Source organism: Streptomyces sp. NPDC004051 (genome assembly GCF_053604275.1).
This window is the reverse complement of sequence record NZ_JBSGHG010000026.1, coordinates 54,076-73,236: the sequence shown is the minus strand read 5'-3', so window position 1 is coordinate 73,236 and position 19,161 is coordinate 54,076. Positions and strand designations below refer to the sequence as shown.

16 protein-coding genes, 1 pseudogene and 2 CRISPR repeat arrays (1 of these 19 only partly in view) are annotated in these 19,161 nt (G+C 70.7%); of the genes and pseudogenes, 4 read left to right on the top strand and 13 right to left on the bottom strand.

The features are described 5' to 3' along the window. Positions 1 to 19: 19 nt before the first annotated feature. Both ACWEQO_RS24270 and ACWEQO_RS24265 read right to left on the bottom strand, forming a co-directional pair. Positions 20 to 961, bottom strand: coding sequence for a class I SAM-dependent methyltransferase (locus tag ACWEQO_RS24270; protein WP_452985213.1), 942 nt, complete (start codon positions 959 to 961; stop codon positions 20 to 22). 80 nt (positions 962 to 1,041) lie between these two features. Next, complete coding sequence (locus ACWEQO_RS24265) at positions 1,042 to 1,425, bottom strand: VOC family protein (protein ID WP_361453388.1); 384 nt, start codon at positions 1,423 to 1,425, stop codon at positions 1,042 to 1,044. A gap of 416 nt (positions 1,426 to 1,841) precedes the next feature. On the opposite strand from ACWEQO_RS24265, the gene ACWEQO_RS24260 reads away from it, so the two are divergent. Next, on the top strand, positions 1,842 to 3,146 hold the full coding sequence (locus ACWEQO_RS24260; RefSeq protein WP_452985212.1) for an MFS transporter: 1,305 nt from the start codon (positions 1,842 to 1,844) through the stop codon (positions 3,144 to 3,146). A 318-nt stretch (positions 3,147 to 3,464) separates the two neighbouring features. Beyond that, a complete protein-coding gene (locus tag ACWEQO_RS24255) occupies positions 3,465 to 3,929 on the top strand; it encodes a DUF3592 domain-containing protein (protein WP_452985211.1) in 465 nt (154 codons plus the stop codon). Positions 3,930 to 4,095: 166 nt separating this feature from the next. On the opposite strand, the gene ACWEQO_RS24250 is transcribed toward ACWEQO_RS24255, so the two are convergent. After that, positions 4,096 to 4,344: a hypothetical protein gene (locus ACWEQO_RS24250; RefSeq protein ID WP_452985210.1), complete on the bottom strand. Its 249-nt coding sequence runs from the start codon at positions 4,342 to 4,344 to the stop codon at positions 4,096 to 4,098. A gap of 548 nt (positions 4,345 to 4,892) precedes the next feature. Here ACWEQO_RS24250 and ACWEQO_RS24245 point away from each other — a divergent pair. Continuing rightward, positions 4,893 to 5,036 carry a hypothetical protein gene (locus ACWEQO_RS24245; RefSeq protein ID WP_452985209.1) on the top strand — a complete coding sequence of 48 codons (144 nt, stop codon included), beginning with the start codon at positions 4,893 to 4,895 and terminating at the stop codon, positions 5,034 to 5,036. A 61-nt stretch (positions 5,037 to 5,097) separates the two neighbouring features. Here ACWEQO_RS24245 and ACWEQO_RS24240 read toward each other — a convergent pair whose 3' ends face one another. Beyond that, positions 5,098 to 5,706 carry a YceI family protein gene (locus ACWEQO_RS24240; RefSeq protein ID WP_361453598.1) on the bottom strand — a complete coding sequence of 203 codons (609 nt, stop codon included), beginning with the start codon at positions 5,704 to 5,706 and terminating at the stop codon, positions 5,098 to 5,100. A gap of 762 nt (positions 5,707 to 6,468) precedes the next feature. On the opposite strand from ACWEQO_RS24240, the gene ACWEQO_RS24235 reads away from it, so the two are divergent. Then, positions 6,469 to 7,518 (top strand): zinc-binding dehydrogenase, encoded by a 1,050-nt coding sequence (locus ACWEQO_RS24235; RefSeq protein WP_452985233.1) that lies wholly within the window; start codon positions 6,469 to 6,471, stop codon positions 7,516 to 7,518. 44 nt (positions 7,519 to 7,562) lie between these two features. Here ACWEQO_RS24235 and ACWEQO_RS24230 read toward each other — a convergent pair. From ACWEQO_RS24230 to cas3, 9 genes and pseudogenes are all read right to left on the bottom strand, one after another. Then, a pseudogene (locus tag ACWEQO_RS24230) lies at positions 7,563 to 7,826 on the bottom strand (ABC transporter ATP-binding protein); the annotation flags it as partial. Positions 7,827 to 7,882: 56 nt separating this feature from the next. Beyond that, positions 7,883 to 9,131: direct repeats of the CRISPR family, unit length 29 nt; unit sequence GGGACCATCCCCGCGGGTGCGGGGAGCAG. Between the two features lie 92 nt (positions 9,132 to 9,223). Further along, entirely contained in the window at positions 9,224 to 9,580 is a 357-nt protein-coding gene (gene cas2e / locus ACWEQO_RS24225) for a type I-E CRISPR-associated endoribonuclease Cas2e (protein WP_361453376.1), read from the bottom strand. After that, on the bottom strand, positions 9,577 to 10,545 hold the full coding sequence (gene cas1e / locus ACWEQO_RS24220) for a type I-E CRISPR-associated endonuclease Cas1e (RefSeq protein WP_452985208.1): 969 nt from the start codon (positions 10,543 to 10,545) through the stop codon (positions 9,577 to 9,579). The genes cas2e and cas1e overlap by 4 nt, the downstream gene beginning before the upstream one ends. Before the next feature lie 4 nt (positions 10,546 to 10,549). Beyond that, entirely contained in the window at positions 10,550 to 11,341 is a 792-nt protein-coding gene (gene cas6e, locus ACWEQO_RS24215) for a type I-E CRISPR-associated protein Cas6/Cse3/CasE (protein WP_452985207.1), read from the bottom strand. Next, positions 11,341 to 12,063, bottom strand: a complete 723-nt coding sequence (gene cas5e / locus ACWEQO_RS24210; RefSeq protein WP_452985206.1) for a type I-E CRISPR-associated protein Cas5/CasD — start codon at positions 12,061 to 12,063, stop codon at positions 11,341 to 11,343. The genes cas6e and cas5e overlap by 1 nt, the downstream gene beginning before the upstream one ends. After that, positions 12,060 to 13,253, bottom strand: a complete 1,194-nt coding sequence (gene cas7e / locus ACWEQO_RS24205; protein ID WP_452985205.1) for a type I-E CRISPR-associated protein Cas7/Cse4/CasC — start codon at positions 13,251 to 13,253, stop codon at positions 12,060 to 12,062. The genes cas5e and cas7e overlap by 4 nt, the downstream gene beginning before the upstream one ends. Further along, positions 13,250 to 13,951, bottom strand: coding sequence for a type I-E CRISPR-associated protein Cse2/CasB (gene casB, locus ACWEQO_RS24200; protein WP_452985204.1), 702 nt, complete (start codon positions 13,949 to 13,951; stop codon positions 13,250 to 13,252). The genes cas7e and casB overlap by 4 nt, the downstream gene beginning before the upstream one ends. Further along, a complete protein-coding gene (gene casA, locus ACWEQO_RS24195) occupies positions 13,948 to 15,642 on the bottom strand; it encodes a type I-E CRISPR-associated protein Cse1/CasA (RefSeq protein WP_452985203.1) in 1,695 nt (564 codons plus the stop codon). Before casA ends, casB begins: the two co-directional genes overlap by 4 nt. Continuing rightward, positions 15,635 to 18,580, bottom strand: a complete 2,946-nt coding sequence (cas3, locus tag ACWEQO_RS24190) for a CRISPR-associated helicase Cas3' (protein ID WP_452985232.1) — start codon at positions 18,578 to 18,580, stop codon at positions 15,635 to 15,637. Before cas3 ends, casA begins: the two co-directional genes overlap by 8 nt. A gap of 243 nt (positions 18,581 to 18,823) precedes the next feature. After that, a CRISPR array of direct repeats spans positions 18,824 to 19,161; the repeat unit is 29 nt; unit sequence CTGCTCCCCGCACCCGCGGGGATGGTCCC; it runs 484 nt beyond the window's last position.

The following is a 19,161-nucleotide window of genomic DNA, read 5'->3' as shown; positions in this document are numbered from 1 at the left end:
ACACCCCTGATCTCTCATCTCATGACAGGGACAACACCTGCGGCAAGACTGATTCCCGGGATCGGTGCCGTCGCAGCGCTCCGGCACGAGGGTCCGCTCTTGCCGAACCCCTGCCCGAGCCACTGATACTCCAGCAGGACTTTACTGTCTGACCTGCTGGTTTCACCGGCCTCCGGCCGCTCACGGCCCAGGCCCGGGCGGTCAGCGCGATGGAACCGTCCGGCCTCCTGGGAACAGCGGCGCCGAACGCGTCCCGTACCCGGTCACGGTCGGCCGGCGCGAGAGAGGCCACGTAGCCGGGCGCCGGGCCCTGCCCCGCCAGGAAGGGCTCCCACAGGTCGGCGAAGTCGGCGAAGACCGTGGGCACCTCGATCGGGACGGTGGCCACGTCGACGAGCCCTGCGGCAGCCCACACCTCGGCCAGCCGATCCGAACGGCACACGGGGAACCGACGGCCCTCGTCCAGCGCAACCGCGGACGGGTCCACCGCTATGGCCGCGTCCCAGAAGCGGCGCAGGAAACCCATGCCCTCGGCGTAGTCCCACACATACGCCGCAACCAGGCCGCCCGCCCGGACCACCCGGGCCGTCTCGGCCACGGCCGCGGTGGGCTCGGGAAGGAAGTTCAGTGTCAGACCGCTGACCGCGACGTCCCACGTCCCATCGCGTGCCGGAAGCGCCATCGCGTCCGCCACGAGGCAGTGCGTCGAGAGGGGAACCGCTGCCCGGGCTGAGCCCACGAACTCCTCGGACCGGTCGATGCCCACCGTCATTCGGGGCCGGCACCGGGCGCTCACCACCGCCGACAGCACACCCGTGCCGCATCCCACGTCCAGCCACCGCAGATCACCGGCACAGTCGAGCCACGCCACGAACTCCTCCGCCGCGAGACGACTCCACCGACCCATGTACCGCTCGTAGGCGGCCCCGGCCGCCCACACGTCGAACCGCTGCTCTTCCATGCCACCACGGTCCCCCATCAGCGCCTCACGAGCAGCGTGATCAGCAGCCGTGCGAAACCGGCCGGGACGGCGCGTGAGCGTCAGGAACTCATGGCGGCCCGGTCGGATTCGCTGCGCAGAACGCAGAACTCGTTGCCTTCGGGGTCGGCGAGGACCGCCCAACCGGAGCCGTCGGGATTCCGGTGATCGGCGACAAAGGTGGCGCCGAGGCCCAGCAGCCGTTCCACCTCCTGCTCGCGCGAGGTCTCGGGGCGCAGACACAGATGGATCCGGTTCTTGACCGTCTTGGCCTCGGGCACCTGGTTGAAGTGCAGCACCGGGCCCTCCGCCAGCAGCACCTGGACCTCCGGGTCGCCCGGTCCGTCCTCCGGATCCAGTGGGCGGCCGGTCACCCCGCTCCAGAACCGGGCCAACTCGTAGGCATCCGCACAGTCGATCGCCACGTTCTGCACCATCGAAACCATGCGCGCAAGCCTTCCCGACTTCCCCTCCGGACGCCACCGAGTTGTGCTCCCCCTTCACGCACACAGCTCAGCGACCTCGGGGACCGAGCGACCGGTTGGGCCGCCCCGCCCTCGTGACCCGGCGCGAACGGCCGGACTCCTCCCACCGTCTGCCCGGTCCCTCCGGTCCTTAATTTCCTTTCGTGCCCTGCCGAGCGGGAGCTAGTGTTCGCGCAGCGAGTGACTCACAAGGAGCGAAGAGATGGTCGGTCGTCCGAGCACGCGTTGACGTCCGAGGCCGTGAGCGGCCCGTCATCGCGTGCTGCTCTCACAGCGCGGCACAGCGAGCCTTCCCTTCCCGCTGCCTGAAACCGTCGGTGCGCCTGGCGTGTGCCGCCGGCCGGCGGCTCTCGTCTTCGGTCATCCGAGGGGTCTCTGTGTTGTCCTCTTCCTCCGCCGGTTCCGGTTCCGGCCGCCCTGTTCCGTCAAGCCTGTGGCGGGACGGCGACTTCCGCCGGCTCTGGGTGGGCCAGACCGCCTCCCAACTGGGCGAGCACGCGTGTCTGGTGGTCCTGCCGCTCTTCGCCGTCCTGACGCTCGACGCCGGTGCCGGCCAGTTGGGCGCCCTGCGCGCGGTGGGGCAGGCGCCGATCCTGCTGCTCTCGCTCTTCGTCGGCGCGTGGGTGGACAGGTGGCGGACCCGCACGGTGATGGTGCTGACGGACGTCGGCCGGGCCCTGGCGCTGGGCGCCGCCGCCGTGGCCGGCCTCCTCGGCCTGCTCGGCCTGCCGGCGCTGCTCGCGGTCGCCTTCGCCGTCGGGGCTCTGTCCGTCTTCTTCGACGTGGCCTACCAGGCCTCCTTGGTGCGGCTGGTGAAACGCGATCAGCTGGTGCGGGCCAACAGCGCGCTCGAGGGCAGTCGGTCCGCCGCTCAGATCGGCGGCCCCGCCCTCGGTGGTGCGTTGGTGTCCTTGCTGTCGGCGCCGATCGCCGCCGCCTCCAGCGCGCTGTTCTTCGCGCTGTCGTTCCTGTCGATCCGGCGGATCGGTCGCCACGAATCCGTCCCGGAGCGCTCGGAACGTCCTCCCCGGGTCTGGCGGCGGATCCAGGAGGGCCTCCGCTTCGTCGCCGGCGACACCTCGCTGCGGGCCGTGTGTCTCGCATCGGCCGTCTTCCAGTTCTTCTTCGCCGCCGTGATGACCGTCTACCTGCTGTTCCTGCCACGGGACCTGCACCTGTCGGGCGCCGCCGTCGGACTGGTGCTCGCGGCGACGGGGCCGGGCGCGCTCCTGGGCTCACTGCTGGCCGCCCGTCTGCCGAGCCGGTTCGGGCACGGCGCCGTGCTCGTCTCCGCGGCGGCACTCGGCGACGGCGTGTTCCTGCTCGTCCCCGCCCTGCACGGCTCCTCCACGGTGACGGTTCCCGCGCTCCTCGCGATCAGCTTCCTGTTCGGAGCCTTCGGCCAGCTGGTGAACGTCACGCTCATGGCCGTCCGGCAGACCCTCACTCCGGACGGGATGCAGGGCCGCGCGGCCGCGACGATCAACTTCGTCGGCATGGGGCTGACCCCGCTCGGTTCGCTGCTCGGCGGCTTCCTCGCGGAAGGGTGGGGGACGCGCACCAGCCTCCTGGTGACGGCCGCGGGCATGCTGCTGTCACCGGCGCTGATGGCCCTGTCCCCACTCGCCCGCCTGGGGCGGACGCTCCCCGCCCCACCGGAGGCCTCGGCCCCGTCTGTGTGACGGCCCTTGACACCGCGAACAGTTGGCATGGCTTCGTTCACTTTCAGCAGGATCATGCACAAACTCCGTGAGCAAGTGGCACTTCGGGTTCTTCCGATCGGCGGACCGAAGCCATGCAGGCAGGAAACGTCGAACGTCGCCGGGGCTCAAGCTGTCCGGCTCGGGGCGACAGTGGGGGCGGTCGCCGACATGGAGCCGAGAGAGCGCACCTTTCCGGCATGGTTCGGGGAGCTTCCGTGCAACACTCCTGCGGGCGCTGTGACCAGGCGCCCACCGTGCCGGTCGTCCCCGACACGAACAAAACCAGAGGGGGAACTCGTGGAAGCTCTTTTCTACGTCATACCTGTCATCATGATCGTCTGCGTGTCCGCCATGGCCGCCAGGACCATCAGCCGCAGCAGGCAGGTCAGCAGCGCCTGGAACCACGGCCTCACGGCCGAGGGGAGATGTCTGCGGACCTACACCAGGACCAGAGGTGGCACGGGGGACACCGACCTGCGCACCACCCTGCACCACGTCTACGAGTTCACGACCCGAGAGGGGCGCGTCGTCCGCTTCGACGAGGTGAACGGACCGTCGACGGTCGTCGAGGGCGACCACGTCACCGTGTACTACCTCGCCGACAGCCCGGAGCGTGCCACTGCGCACGCCCCGGCCCACGGGAAGCTCGCCGCGGGGACGGGGGTGGTGCTCGCCTTCCTCGGTGCGGCCATCGCCGTGTGCGTGGTCTTCATGGTGCTCGCCCACACCGTGTTCACGGAGACGGACGGCCTCCTGCCGTAGGACTCTTCCCGCACGACTGCGCTGCCGCGCTCGGAATGGCACGCATTCCGTGAGCGGTCGCAGCCGCCGGGCAGGTGCAGTCACCACCGCGCAGTCGGCCGGCCCGGCCGACTGCGCCGCCCGGCTCTACGCGGGTACTGCGCGCCAGCCGGTGCGCCCGCCCTTCTCACCGTGTGAGCACGTACCACTCGGGCGCGTCCATGTCTCCGAGCCGGTAGTTCAACTTGGGGCGGCCGGCCGTGCCGCCCAGTGTCCACTCCCCCGACCAGCAATCACCGACATCGACGGTGACGCTCTGGAGCCAGGGGTCGCCGTCTGGTGCGAACCTCCACGTGCCCGAGCCCTCACATCGCCCGTCCGGCGAGTCCACTCCGCCCCCGCTCCAGGTGCCGGTGGCCACCGCACGCCCTTCCACGTCCAACCGCAGCGTGCCGCCATGACCGTCGTTCCACGTGCCGACCAGGTCCGAGGCGCGGGCAATGACAGTTGCCCGTGCACGGGGTGCCGGCCGTGTCCGTCGTCGAGCTGGGCGGCGCAGTCGGCAGGGCGTGCTGTGCATGGGTGAGGTGGCGTACGCGCACGCGGCGCCGGGGCACGCCGCCCTGGGGTGCGACGGGTGGCGGGTGGTGGCCCGCGTTGTCATGGGGCGGAGTCCCTTCGGCGCGTGGTTGAACGTCGACAGGGGTGACGCCGGGACGCGCGTCCACGCCCCGGGGAGGACACACCGTCCCGAAGTCGTGAGCACTTCGGCCGCTACTGTCCTGCTGCCGCTCGTTCGAGCGCTCAAGTGACACATACCCGTCGACTGCTCACGGTTCTCGACAAGGCATCCGTCTCCGGCCCCGCAGCACCGGACCTCGGAGGCCCCACACACCACCCGGCGGGACACCGTCCTCAATCTGGTGCACCTGCTCCCCACATCTGCGGGGGTGGCCCCGGTTCCGACTGGAGGGCGTCGCCCACGTGGTGGGCAGACTGTCGCATGCGCAGCAGGAAGAGTTCCTCGACCTGCTCGGCACCATGGCCGCCGAAGAGGCCGATGCCTCGCGGCGGGCGTTCCTGGAGGAGTTTCCGGACAGCTTCGGGCTCGTCGAGGACGCGGCCTGACAGGATCTTCGGGTGAACCGCTGAGTTGCATGGCAGCAGTGGCGCGTGGGCGGGGTGGTGGTCAGGCGGCGCGGATCGCGGAGACGTCGAACTCCAGCTTCACCTTCTCGCCGACCAGCACGCCGCCGGTCTCCAGCACGCTGTTCCAGGTCAGGCCCCAGTCGGTGCGGTCGACCGTGGCGGAGCCCTCGAAACCGGCACGCTCGTTGCCGAAGGGATCGGTCGCCGTGCCGGTGTGGGTCAGCTCCAGGACGACCGGGCGGGTGACGCCCTTGATGCTCAGGTCGCCGGTCAGGTGGTAGGTGTCCGCGGAGAGCTGCTGCACCAAGGTGCTGCGGAAGGACAACGTGGGATGGGCCTCGACGTGGAAGAAGTCCGCGCTGCGCAGGTGCTGGTCGCGCTGTTTCTGGCGGGTGTTGAGGCCGGCGGCCCTGAGGGTCACGTCGGCGGTGGAGCGCCCGGGCCGCTCGCCGTCCAGGTACAGGCGGCCGTCGAAGTCTTCGAAGGTGCCGCGGACCTTGGTGATCATGGCATACCGGGCGACGAAGGCGATGCTGCTGTGCGCGGGGTCGATGGTCCAGACACCGGTCAACCGGGCGGTGTCCGGCACGGAGGCCGAGTCGGCGGCCGGGATGGAAGCGGTGGCGCGGCGACGGTTGAGCAGGCCCATGGGGTCGTCCTTCAGGGAGGGGAGGTCTTCCACCCTCTACAACATGTTGCATCTTGAATCAATTCCGGGTGATTTCCGCATTCCCGACGGTCCGGCAGCCTGAGCACAGCAGCCGTGAGAATCCGCCGACACCACGGCCGGGAAGGTCGCCGACACGGTTGCCGTGCCGGAGGAGGCGGGACGCCGCTCCTGGGCGGTCCGGTGGAAGCCCGCACGCGCTGCGCGCTTCCGCCGGCCGGCCTTCGACCCTGGGGCGGGGATCCGCTGAACCGGCCGCGCCGCGGAAGCTTCCGTCAGGTTTTGCCTTGCGCTCAAGCGGGCACTGCGATGTGCCGGGTTCGCGTCAGTGGAGTGGCCGGCAGTCGTCGTCGAACGCTGTCAGCCGTTTTCCTGCCGACCGCGGTGGCGCACGTGGCGGTCCGCCGCTGACACCGGGATGGCACGGGCACCGGATTTCACCGTCATGAGGCGGTGCGTCCCCGGATGGTTCGCTGACATGAAGCCGAGAGGTCGCAGGCGACCTCGTCCGCTTCCGTATCAGATCAGAGGAACCGACGAGCCCCGTGAGACCAAGAACAAGCGAGTCACCGGACACCCTGATCCCGGGGCCCTGCTCGACGGGTGGTGGCGGGATGGCGCGCCGGCTTGGGGCAGGGATTGCACCAGATCGATGCTTCGCGGAAGGGCGTCGAGCGAGAACGGCTGCGCGGCGAGGGCACCCTCGTGCAGCACGAGGAACTGGGTGGCGAGGAGGTCCTGGCAATGGATGTGCCCGAGTCCATGCGCGCGGTGCGCATCACAGGACACGGAGGGCCGGAGGTCCTGGAGCTGACGGAAGTGGCCGTGCCCGCCCCGCGGGCGGGCGAGGTACTGGCCCGGGTCGGCGCGGTGGCCCTGAACAACACCGACCTGTGGACCCGGGAGGGCGCCTACGGCCGCCCGGGAAACCCGAAAGCGCTGTCGGGCTGGCGGGGCCCGATCGACTTCCCGCGCATCCAGGGCGCCGACGTGGCCGGCCGGGTCGTGGCGGTCGGCCCCGACGTGGACGGAAGCCTCGTCGGGCGCCGAGTGGTCGTCGACCCCGCGATCTACGACATCGAAGGGCCGGACGCCAACCCGGTGGGCCTGATGGGGAGCGAACGCGACGGCGGATACGCCGAGTACGTGACCGCGCCGGCGGAACGTGTACACGACGTGACGGAATCCCCGCTCACGGACGACCAGCTCGCGACACTGCCGACCGCTTACGGCACGGCGCTGGGCATGATCGAGCGGGGTCGGCTGCGGGAGGGGGAAACCGCCCTGGTCTCGGGGGCGTCCGGCGGCGTCGGCCTCGCGCTGGTACAGATCGCCCGTGCGCGCGGCGCGAGGGTGCTCGCCATCAGCAGCGGACCCAAGACCGACGCGGTGCGCGGGGCGGGCGCGCACGAAGTCGTCGACCGCGCAGGAAACGTCGTCGAGCAGATCCGCGCTGCCGCCCCGGAGGGCATCGACGTCGCCCTCGACGTCGTGGCCGGCGAGCTGGTGAGTGAAGGGCTGCCACTGCTGCGCGAAGGAGGCCGGTGGGTCGTCGCCGGCGCACTCGGCGGATACGACGTGACCTTCGACGTGCGCCGCCTCTACCTGCACAACGCGCAGGTCATCGGCTCCGCGATGCACACGCCCACGCACTTCGGCCTCCTCATGGACCTGGCGCGACGAGCCGAGGTCCAGCCCGTCGTCGCCGCGACGTTTCCGCTGGAGCAGGCCGCTCGGGCGCAGGAGGAACTCGCCCGCAGGGGGCACGTGGGAAAGATCGTCATGCACCCCTGAGTTCCACCCGACGGATCACGGCCGGAGTCATAAAGGGAGTTCCGTTAACCCGCCTTGACCGCCGGCGCGCCGGATGCCGTCACCGTGTCCCAGTGGACCGTGCGGTCGCACCAGCGGTCGAGGAGGGTGCGGTCGTGGCCCATGGCGAGGAGGCCGGCGCCGGTTTCGGTGCGGTAGGCCTCGACCACCGCCACCAGGGCGGCCGTGATAGACGCGTCGAGCATCGCGCTCATCTCGTCGCAGATCAGCCAGCTGGGGCGCAGCACCAACGCGCTGGCCAGGCAGGCGCGTTGGAGTTGGCCATCGCCACCACCCCCTGAGTTGTGTTCAGTCTTCGCGCACAGCTCAGGCTCATGGCAGCACAGAGATCATCCCTGCGGGTGCGGGGAGCAGGCCGGCCCTCTCATCGCCGCCGTCATCATCGCGGGACCATCCCCGCGGGTGCGGGGAGCAGCCACCCGGGAGCCGGTGACATTCCAGCGCACGGGGACCATCCCCGCGGGTGCGGGGAGCAGGTCACGTTGACCTTGTCCGGGGCCGGCGCCTTGGGACCATCCCCGCGGGTGCGGGGAGCAGCCGTAGCGCTCGTAAGCCTTGGTGGCCATGGGGGGACCGTCCCCGCGGGTGCGGGGAGCAGTGCGTGGTGAGGAACAGCTCGTCGGCGTCGTAGGGACCATCCCCGCGGGTGCGGGGAACAGGGTCGATCGGCGTGATGCGGACGACCTCCGTGGGGACCATCCCCGCGGGTGCGGGGAACAGACCCTGCGGCGGCTGGTCCTGGCCGGCGTGGAAGGACCATCCCCGCGGGTGCGGGGAACAGCATCTCGTCGGCCTTGCCGCCAACCTTGCCGAGGGACCATCCCCGCGGGTGCGGGGAGCAGTTCCCGGCGTTCAGGATGCCCTTGAAGTCGACGGGACCATCCCCGCGGGTGCGGGGAGCAGCCGACGAACTTCGTGATCCCGCCGATCACCTTGGGACCATCCCCGCGGGTGCGGGGAGCAGCGCTGGTCGTGCCCGTCGGAGATGAGGACCGCGGGACCATCCCCGCGGGTGCGGGGAGCAGATCGTCTGCGCCAGCCCCTGGGACGGCACGCCGGGACCATCCCCGCGGGTGCGGGGAGCAGCTGTTCGTCTGGAACTCGGTCCTCAAACCCATGGGACCATCCCCGCGGGTGCGGGGAGCAGGCGTTCGCCGCTGCCACCGTCCCGGCCGCCGCGGGACCATCCCCGCGGGTGCGGGGAGCAGGACGTCGAGACGATCCAGCTCAGTGCCGGGGCGGGACCATCCCCGCGGGTGCGGGGAGCAGTTCACCATGCCGATGGATCCGAGGTAGGCGCCGGGACCATCCCCGCGGGTGCGGGGAGCAGCTGGTCACCGCGGCCGAGGCGGGGTTCCTCACGGGACCATCCCCGCGGGTGCGGGGAGCAGGCCGGTTCGAGCTTCCTGACGCGGTTGCTGGAGGGACCATCCCCGCGGGTGCGGGGAGCAGGACGGCGTCAGCACGGCGGTGCTCGCGTCGCTGGGACCATCCCCGCGGGTGCGGGGAGCAGCCCGCAACGAGAAGGGGCGGTTCACCACGGTCGGGACCATCCCCGCGGGTGCGGGGAGCAGACTGTGTGAGCTGCGGGTTTATCTGGGGCGGTGGCAGTTTTGGAGTACTTTCGTTGATTCCGGCAATTCCACCGAATAGTGCATAGCGCGCACTACGATCGCCCGAAGCGGCGGCGTTTGGATGCCTTGCTCCAGCCTCGTGGCGGAGCTGCCGTAGGGCCGGGCCCGTCAGTCTTGGGGTTGGGGCGGCGGATCAGGGTGATGCCCTCGTGGTCGATCGGGTGCCAGTTGTGTTCGTGGGTGCGGAAGGTGAAGCCCTGTTCGTTGTTCGTGGTGTGGGCGAGCAGGGCGCGGCCCTGGTCGGCGTATTGCTGGACCTCGTTCCACAGCACGTCGCGGATGCGCGCCGACGGGTTGCCGATGAAGACGCCGGCGGAGATTTCGAGGAGCCAGCGGGTGAGGAATCCGCGGAGGCCTGCCGGGCAGTTGGTCAGGACGATCACGGTCACCAGGTCATCTCCTCGCCCTCGTCCGGGCCTCCGTAGTTGCGTCCGGCAGCGACGTCGTGGCCGCCGTCGCTCTGGAGCGTGACGACGTCCCGGTCAGCGCCCGGTCCGGCAGAGGATGCGGCGTCCTGCAGGAGGAGGCGTTTGATGTCGTCGACGCAGCGGTCCAGCAGGGACGTCTCGTTGATGCGGTCCCGCAGTGCGCGGCGGGTGCGCGGGCCGACGTCCTCCTCGCCCTCCGCCGCGATGTCGAAGGCCAGCGGGATGCCGATCTCGGTCTTGTAGAGGTCGGCGACATCGAGGACGAAGGACAGTTCGTGGCCGGAGTGGACGAAGCCGAGTGCCGGGCTGCAGCCGAGGGATGCGACGACCGCGTGCGCGATGCCGTACATGCACTGGGCGGCGGCCGTGACCGCTTGGTTGACCGCGTCACCGCCAGCGAAGTCACCGGGGACGTACTTACGGCCGCGCCATGGTATGCCGGTGCGGGCGGCCTCGGCCTTGTAGCAGTCCTTGACGCGTCGGCCTTCGCGGCCGAGGAGTTCATGGCGGGTAAGGCCGGCGGTGTCCTCGTCGGGGAAGCGCAGCCGGTACATGGCGCGGGCGACGGCCAGGCGGCTGCGCGGGTTGGCCCACTGGCGGGCCTGTGCCTCCATGAGGGCGGAGGAACGGGTCAGGGCGCGGCCACCGGCGTAGTAGCGCACGCCTTGCTCCCCCACCCAGCACACGGCGGCACCGGTCTCCCCCAGCACGCTCATCGCCTGGTGGGTGATGCGGGTGCCGGGGCCGAGGAGCAGGGTGCCGATGGTCGCCGACGGGATGTGGGTGGTGCCGTCGGCGTCCTCGGCGGTGATTGCGTTAGCGTCCCGGTGCACCGTGCAGCGCTCCAGGTAGACGAAGGACAGCCGTTCGCCGGTTCGGGTCAGGTGGCGCGGGGTGAGCGCGGTGCGCCGGGAGACCGTGGTCACCGTCTCACCCGACCGGGTCGACCGGGCCGAGCGGAGCCAGGGTGATCAGGCCGCAGCCGTAGGCCTTGGCCTTGCCGAGCCCCTGTGTGAGGGTGCGGCGCAGGAGCACGGGGTCGGTGACCTCGAGCCGGCCGTCGAAGGTGACGGTGACCAGGCTGACGGGGGACGGCTTGCGGCTGCCGGGACCGGTGCTGCGGGACTTGTCGAAGGCGAGGGTGCGCTGGTCGCGGACGGCCAGTTCGTAGCGGTCGCCGTGGTGCGGCTGTCCGGTGTGGGTGGTGCCGCTGGGCAGCAGACGCTTCCCGTCAGGTTTCTCCAGGACGCGGAAGCCGCACGGTTCCTGCTTCTTGAGGAGCCAGCCCATCTGGTGCACCGCGGTCAGGTGTGCCGTGCGCTTGGTCGGCTCGCCGTCCTTGCGGCGGGCGTGGTGGACCGGGTTGGCGGTGAGCCGGAACGCCCACCGGTCACCTGCTGCCAGCCGGTCGAGGAACGGGCCGTAGGGCCTGCTCTGCCAGCCGGGTCGGTCCGGGTCCGCGGCAGCGGCCGCAGGCCAACCGGCCTGCTCCACGAGGTGGGTGAGGTCGGGCCGGTCGGGGCTGACCACGTACAGCATGACCTCGGCTCGTGCCGTCTGGTCCAAGCGCCACAGCACGCGCGGGGCATCGGGCGTGGGCGTGTCCGTGGGCAGCAGACCGGGAAAGGACGACATGACGGCGGCGTGCATGGCCTGTGGCGAGGAGAGGAGGCGGCGGGCGCCGGGGCGCGCGGTGTTCACGCGGAAGCGGGTGAGGAACATCAGGCGCTCTCCTCGTCCAGGGCATCGAACGGGTCGTGCCGGGGCAGGTGCCGGGCGGACGGGTTGGGGATGCGGACGCTGTCGCTGAGCTGGGTGCGCAGGGCGTGGCGGCGGTGTTCGGCGGCGAAGCTGAGTGGCTGGTCGCGCAGGACGTCGGCAGCGTGCTGCTCGTCCTCGTCCGCCTCGCGCAGCACGGTCAGTTCGATCTCGTCCCGGCCGCGGTACGGCCTGCGGTACCAGGCGGAGGCCTGCCACGGCACCTCGCGCAGCACGTCCATCAGAGTGCCCTCGTCATGGAAGCCGAGTTCGACCGGCAGGGCGGGCGGGCAGGAACGGCGGCCCAGGAACGGCGCGTACACGGGGGTGCGCAGTGCGGTGTGCAACTCGGCAAGGAGCGTGCGGTCGCCTTCGAGAGCGGCGACGAAGACGGCGTCGGCGAGGTAGAAGCGCTCGGACAGCGGCATGGACTTGCCGGTGACGCCGTGGTGGGCGGTGTGGAAGTCCCGTACTCGAGTCCCGGGTTGGTCGATCCGTACGCCGAACTTCAGCGCGGCCAGCGGTGCCAGCCTGCGGTCGTCGCCGCGTTCGATGCCGGCCGCGGCGGCGAGCATGCCGACGACGCCGCTCTTGGTGGGCGCGGACTCGGTGGTGCGTCGGGTGAAACGGGCAGAAGCCCCCCAGGACTGCAGGGGGCCCGCGAGCCGGAGGGTGAGCACGCTCATGCGGGCTTCTCCAGGCGCTCTGCGACGGCCTGGCCGACGGCGGCGACGAGTTCGCCGATGTTCTGCGACTCGGTACCGATTCCGGCGAGCTTCTGCGTGTTCGAGCCGACGCGCAGCACCCAGGTGAGGGTGGAGTCCTCGTCGCCGTACGCCCGCTCCATGTCGGGGACGTACTCGGCCAGGCGCTCGGACGCCTCGCGGACGTGGCCCCCCTGGTCGCCGCGCACCGGATCCTCGAAGGCGGCGACGAAGCTGACGGGCCGGGTGGTGCGCAGCTTGACGATCACCGCGTCCGGCAGCGTGTGGTGCCCGAAGGTATTGATCTTTCCGGTGGGCAGCGAGGCGACGAAGCCGTGCACGAAGGCCTCGACGGCCCGGCGGACGGGGTCGGTACGCGGCTCCTCCTCCCGCAGGCCCTGGCCGAGGGTGGCGGCGAGCTGGTGGACACCGAGGGCGGCGTAGCGGTAGAGGGTGGCGGAGTTGAAGTCGACGGTGCCGATCATGCCGGCGCCGGTCTCCGCGTCGGTGTTCTCGTCGTCGACGGCGGTGTAGTAGTCGGACTCGTTCTCGACGCGGTGGACGCTGATGGCGTGGGCGACCTGGACGGCGGCGTCGACGTTGATGTCGGCGGCGTCGGCGACCATGCGGCCGAAGAGGGCGATGTCGACGGAGTGGCGGGTGTCGGCGAGTTCCTTGGCCTTGTCCTTGTTCTTCTTGTCCTTGAAGAAGGCCGTGATGTCGGCGGCGCCGTCGACGGCGTGGCGGGCCAGGCCGTCGAGCTGGCGGGCGCTGAGGAATACGAGGTACTTCGCCTCGGGCGCCGGGTCCGGCTCGCCTTCCTTGGCGGAGTCGGCCTTGCGCTTGGGGATCTCGGTCTTCAAGCCGGTGGCCTTGACGGTCTCGTCCGCGATGCGCAGTGCGGTCTCACCGGTGAGCGAGGGGTCGAGGGCGGTGATCCGTTCGGCGACCGCCTCCACGATCTTCTTGGTCCGCACGCCGAGTTCGCTCGGGTCCAGAAGGTGCTCGTCCTTGAAGTAGGTGCGGGTGGCCCGCTTCCACGCCTGGCTGGAGACGCGGGCGCGCGGCACTCCCCCGTACACCGCCGTCTTCGGTGCCCCGGTGTCGTCGCGGTTGAGGTTGCTGGGCGGGACAGTCTGCAGGGCGTGCACGTCGAGGAAGATGCGGTTCACGAGGCGTCCTTGTCGGTGTCCGTGGTGCTGGTGGTGTCGGTCTCTGCGGTCACGCCGGCGGCAAGGGGCGGGCGTCCGCCCTTGGACTTGTCGTGCCAGGCGTGGAAGGAACGGCCCCATTCCCTGCGGACGGCGTCTGCTCCCCCGGGCCGCTGCCAGGTGTAGAGCTGTCCGGCGAGGAGCGCGTAGTCGAGTTCGAAACCCTCGCGGCGCAGCAGGACGACGATGTCGCGCAGCCGTTGGGCGAGGGTGGTCAGGTCGGGGGCGGTGCCGGCGCGGACCAGGCGCTTGTGCACGGGTTCGTCGATCTCACCGGGTTTCATCATCCGGCGTACGGCGGCTCCGAGGCCCCGGCGGCGGTCCGGCCGGTCGGCCTGGTGCATGCCGGTGGGACGGGACTGCTGGTGCAGCGCGTATAGGGTGAGCGCGACGTGCAGGGCGTCCTCGGCCCGGACCAGTTCGCTCTCGCTCATCGGCCGAGCGCCGTCCGGGGCGTGGTGCAGAGAGCCGGTGTCGATCAGAGCCCACAGGTCGGGCAGCTGCCCGGCATCCCGGCCGGCGCCGCGCCGGAGCCGGGCCAAGGCCGCGACGGCGCGGGACCGGTCGGCGAGGTACCCCCGCTGCAGGTCGTCGATGTGGTCGGCGGCGAGCCGGGCGACCCGTTCGCGCGGAGTGACGGGTGCGGTGACGGTGGTCATGCGGGTGCCTTCGCGGTGGTCTCGGGTGCCGACGCCGTGTCCGCGTCCGGCAGCGTGTCCGTGGAATCGGGGCGCCCCAGGCCCTTGTGCAGCGCGGCACGGAACCACTTGCCGGCGAGCGCGGAGTTGAGCCACTCGGTGCCGTGCTTGAGCTGCACGGTCCGGCCTTGCCAGGCCGCGTCCCCAGCCGCGGCCATCAGCCGGTCACCGAGCCCGCCGACGATCTCGTACACCTGCTGTTGCCAATCGGTGCGCTGCACGTACGGGTCATCGGTGTCGGCGAGACGGGCGAGCCACGTGCGGTACGGAGCCTCGAGGAGCCCGTAGGCGAGATCGCGTGCGGTGGAGCGGGGTCCGTCGCTCTCGGTACCGGCCGCGCGGGCCAGGTTGGTGGCCAGGTCACCCAGGGCGTTGACCGCGAGGTCGGCATCGGCGACGGCTGCGACGGCCTGCTCGGCGTAGCGCCGGTCCTGCTGGTGGAGCAGGACGACCGCCATGGAGACGTGGTCGTCGACGATCTCGTCGATCACGGACTGCTGCGTGCCGTAGCAGGCGCCGACGATCCGGGCCCGGACGAGGAAGCCTCGGGGCAGCTCTCCTTCCGTCACCAGGCGGGCCACCCACTCCAGAATCCCCGGCCGTAAGTAGGCGGCCGCTTCCGGCCCCTGTGCCTTGCCGACCTCGCCGACGACCAGTGAGCCGATCCCGCGCCAGGCGGAACGCTCGGGAGCGTGCTCGCGCGGCAGGTAGACGGGAGTCTTCTTAAGCTTCTTCTCCTGGGGCTTGCTGCGCCGCCAGGCGGTCATCGGCTCCCGGTGCTGACGGTCGCGTGCGGGGAGCGGATCGCCGTAGCCGAGGACGACGCCGTGCACGCCGGTCTCGTCGAAGTGCAGGCGCAGGCGCCGCGTCTGCCAGGTGTACAGGTCGCGTACGCCGGTCGGGGCGCGCTCCGCGCCGCCCGGGCCGCAGGGTTCCCTGCACCACGCGGGCGCGTCCTGATCGTCGATCTCCAGGTTGGAGGTGTCGGCGGCCACGAGGTTCAGCAGCAGCGTCTCGCGCAGGGTGCGGCCTTCGACGTAAACCCCGCCGAGGTTCCCGGCCCAGCCGACCCCGAGCGGGTAGACCTTGCCGCCCTTGGCGCGCTTGTCGCCTTCCACACCGGTCTTGATGCCGGAGGTGTCGTAGGCATGCGCGTGGACGACCCAGCGGGCCGCCTCGGCGAACGTGAGGCGTTCAACGGTGGGCATACGGGCGGTGAAGAAGGGCTCCCCATTGGGCACGTCGGCCACGATCCGGTTGAGGGAGAACACTTCATCCTTCGCCGTCCGGAGCCCCGCGGTCTGGAAGAACGGCGCGCCAGCGTCCAGCAGGTCGAACCGGCCGCGGTGCGCTTCGAGATACGTCCCGACCGGAGCGAAGCAGCCCTCCTCGGCCCACAGCTCCGACCACGCGTCGATGTCCTGCGGCCCCTCGAACGCGTCGTGCGCGACGGCGAGCAGCAGACGCACCAGGGCGAACTCCTGAGTGGGCAGGTCACCGACGACGCGCCGCAGGTCGTGCGCCTGCTCGAACACCTCACGCAGCGACAGCTTGTCCTGCGTACCGTCGCGTCTGAGCACCGGAATCCACGGCCGGACGGTGAGGTCGAACGACGGCACGCCGTCACCGCTACTCAAGTCGGTTTCAGACACGGGTCACCTCGAGGCCGTCGCTCTTGCTGTACCGGAGAGAGAAGCCTGCCAGCCGGGTCTGACAGTCCTCATCAAGCGGCAGGATCAGCTGGCCGGCCAGCCAGTGACTGACCTTCACCTGCCAAGCAGGCACATACAGTTCTTCAAGCTCCGTGATCGCTCGATCCATGACGTCTGCGTAGCTGAACTGGATCGGAAGCCGCAGTCCGCAACTCGCCGCGGTGCGCGCCGCCAGGGCGGCCGGCACCTGGTCGGTGGGCAGGTCCAGCCCGGCCAGCACACGCCCCTTGCGGTCAGGTTCCAGCCACGGCACCGTGGCCAGGGTTCCGTCGGCCCGCCGCTGCACGACGACGACCTCGAGACTCTCCCGGCTGTCGCGCACCTGAGCCTTGCCGGCCGCAGTGTCGTCCGCGTCGCCGACGCCTGCCGCGACCCAGCCGAACAGCGGCCTACCGGGCCTGGCCGCCGCGTCGAGCCGGAAGGTTGCAGCCCGCTCGGCCTGGTCCGCGCGGTGCTCCTCGTACCGTGCGCGAGCGGCTTCGAGCGCCTCGGTCCATCCGGCCGGGCCGTCGGCGCCGTCGGCGTACGCGCGCTGCACCAGCGGACTGATGTCGCTCGGCAGCCGTACCGCTCGCCGCGGGCCGTCGTTTCCGCCGTCGAGGTGCGGCAGCAGGGCGGCGGCGGAACGCAACAGCGCGTACGCCCCGTACACGGCGACCGAGCCGCTCACCGGAACGGGCACCTCCCCGATCCAGTCGACGCCGGTGACCAGGCAGCGCGCTGTGCGCAGCCGCTCGGGCCGGTCGGTCTGCTCCTCCCCGCCACGCAGGTGGCGGTGGAGACGCCCCATACGCTGCAACAGCAGGTCGACAGGTGCGAGATCGGTGACCAGAAGATCGAAGTCGACGTCGAGGGACTGCTCTGCGACCTGGCTGGCGACAACGATGTGCGCCCCCTCGGGCCGACCCTCGGCCTTGCCGGGCGGTCCGAAGCACCACAGCAGTTCTGCGTCCTTGGCGGCCCGGTCGACGTCGATGAAGCAGGAATGGGCGACAGTCACGTTCTCACTGCCGAATCTCTGCCGCAGCACGGCTGCCGTATCAAGGACCCGGCGGACGGTGTTGCGTACGACGAGGACGCATCCGCCGCCTGCGAGTTTGGTCTCCAGCCGGTCGGCCAGGGTGTCCAGGTCGTCCTCGAGGCGTTCCAGCTCGACATCGGTGGTGCGGCCGGAGGCTGCAGGGTGACGCATGACGGGTGCACCGCCGGGCGTGACGGCCGTCAGGAGCGGATAGCCGCCGGTCTCGGCGACGGCGTCGAACGCCGCCGCGGCGTCACCCGTCGCCCTGCCCGCGTACGCCTCTGCCAGCTCCCGCCGCCGACCGGAGGGCAGGGTCGCGGAGAGAACCACCACGGGTACGCGGTAGGCACCGAGCCACGACAGCACCCGGTTGAGGTAGACGCTCATGTAGGTGTCGTAGGCATGCGCCTCGTCGATGACGACGACCTTCCCGGCGACCGCCAGGTGACGTAACGCCAGGTGACGACTCTTCAGCCCCGCGAACAGCAACTGATCGATCGTGCCCGCGACGAACGAAGACAGCATGGCCTTCTTCCGGCCGCGCAACCATGCATGGGCGACAAGCTCGGCCGGGGCAGTGGCACGCGTGCCGTCCGACGGTCGTCGGGGGGCGGCGGCCTGCGGCGCGTCGACATCAACTGCGGCGACACGACCGCTGCTGCGTATGAGGTCGGCGAAGTCCTCGTTGAGGGCCGCCTTCGAATGGGCGAGGAGAACGGAGTGACGAGCCCCTTCCTCAGCGGGAAGACGCTCCAGCCAGTCCAGCAGACGGGGGAGCATCGCGCTGCCGGTGGCCATCGTCGGCAGCGCGAAGAACACACCGCCCGCGCCGGAGCGCGCCGCGAGGATCTCGGCTGCGGCCAGTGCCGCCTCGGTCTTCCCCTCCCCCATCGGCGCCTCGATCACCATCAGTCCCGGCTCATCCATCGTCCGCGCCATCTCGACGGCCGCCTCCTGCACCGGCCGGACCTTCGCTCCCGGCGGCAACGCGAAACGGGACGCGAACAACTCCTGCGTGTCCCCGGCCGGTTCCTCAGGGCGCCACGGCCCGGGCAGGTTCAACCCGCGCCAGGCCGCGGCGATGCGCTCCTCACTGGTCCGGGGGACGTCCTGCGGGAAGTACGGGAAAAGGTCCGGATTGCTGGCGATCCAGTCGGAGACGATGACCAGCGCGGTGAGCAACACCTGTACAGGCTGCGGGAGTTTCACCGTCTGCCAGTCACTGAGGCGTTCCCGTACGCCGAACTCCTCCGCGCACGCCTCGAGCAACTCCTCCTGCACCCGCCGCCACAGAGCCCGGCTCGGGCCAGGTGTCCGCAGGAGTTCGGGGTGACTGTCGAGTGCGTTGATCTGGCCGTGCTCGGGGGGCACTCCGTGGTGCCCGCCCAGCGCCACCGCGAACTGCCCGGTCTGCCTTGCCGGCCAGCCGTGCCGCTCCTCCAGCCACTCCGCCAACAACAGCTGTCCGGCCAACCCGTGCGGTGCGAGCCGCCGGTCCCCACCCATGGCCGACTGGGAGCGCATCTCGAGCCCGTGGTCCCGCATGGTCTGCGCCAACGACTCGACCTGGCAGGCGAAAGCCGGCGTCGCCTTACCGAGATCGTGCACACCCGCAAGCCACACCGCGAGCCGTCGGGCGTCCGCCTCCCCTCCCGGCAGCGCATCGGCAACCAACTTCCGTACGCCCACGGGCAGCCACTCATCCCACAGCCGCCCGGCAACAGCAGCACTGTCCTCCATGTGCCGCCACAGCGGCAGCCACCCTTCGGAGTCCCAGTCGTGCTTTGCCCACACGGTCAGCACCGGCCCGTCGAGCCTGGCTCGCAACCCCGTGCGGGCTCCCCCCTCGCCTGTCATGCCAGAGGTATACAAGACGCGGAGAACTCTCGGGGGAAACATGAAGAAAACGCGGAGGGCCCCCTCCCGGCCGAGCCATAATGCCGCGGCCACTCCGTCCAGCACATACGGTGGAGCTTTTACGCCACGACCGCTCCAGCTACACAAGAGTGAACCAAGAAGGACCAAATGCCCCACTTGCCGGTTTCTTTGAAAGTATGCGAAACCATGCCCCCGCCACGATAAAGTCCCAGGTCACGCAGTCTGCTCCCCGCACCCGCGGGGATGGTCCTCAAGCTCTGGCCGGGCATGAAGGTGGGCCAGCCTGCTCCCCGCACCCGCGGGGATGGTCCCAGCGGCGGCTGGAGGCAGGCTTGCCCGAGCCGCTGCTCCCCGCACCCGCGGGGATGGTCCCCACCGACGACGGCCCGTCGTCGGTGATGTGCACTGCTCCCCGCACCCGCGGGGATGGTCCCACCAAGACCCCGCCAGGGCAGAGCAAGTAGGACTGCTCCCCGCACCCGCGGGGATGGTCCCCCCGCCTCCTTCAGCGCCTGCTGCAGCGGCCTCTGCTCCCCGCACCCGCGGGGATGGTCCCAGTC

Coding starts and splice junctions, on each gene's coding strand:
- ACWEQO_RS24270 (WP_452985213.1), bottom strand. CDS start 961: ATGGAAGAGCAGCGGTTCGACGTGTGGGCGGCCGGGGCCGCCTACGAG.
- ACWEQO_RS24265 (WP_361453388.1), bottom strand. CDS start 1,425: ATGGTTTCGATGGTGCAGAACGTGGCGATCGACTGTGCGGATGCCTAC.
- ACWEQO_RS24240 (WP_361453598.1), bottom strand. CDS start 5,706: ATGGGCCTGCTCAACCGTCGCCGCGCCACCGCTTCCATCCCGGCCGCC.
- ACWEQO_RS24235 (WP_452985233.1), top strand. CDS start 6,469: ATGGATGTGCCCGAGTCCATGCGCGCGGTGCGCATCACAGGACACGGA.
- cas6e (WP_452985207.1), bottom strand. CDS start 11,341: ATGTTCCTCACCCGCTTCCGCGTGAACACCGCGCGCCCCGGCGCCCGC.
- cas5e (WP_452985206.1), bottom strand. CDS start 12,063: ATGAGCGTGCTCACCCTCCGGCTCGCGGGCCCCCTGCAGTCCTGGGGG.
- casB (WP_452985204.1), bottom strand. CDS start 13,951: ATGACCACCGTCACCGCACCCGTCACTCCGCGCGAACGGGTCGCCCGG.
- cas3 (WP_452985232.1), bottom strand. CDS start 18,580: ATGACAGGCGAGGGGGGAGCCCGCACGGGGTTGCGAGCCAGGCTCGAC.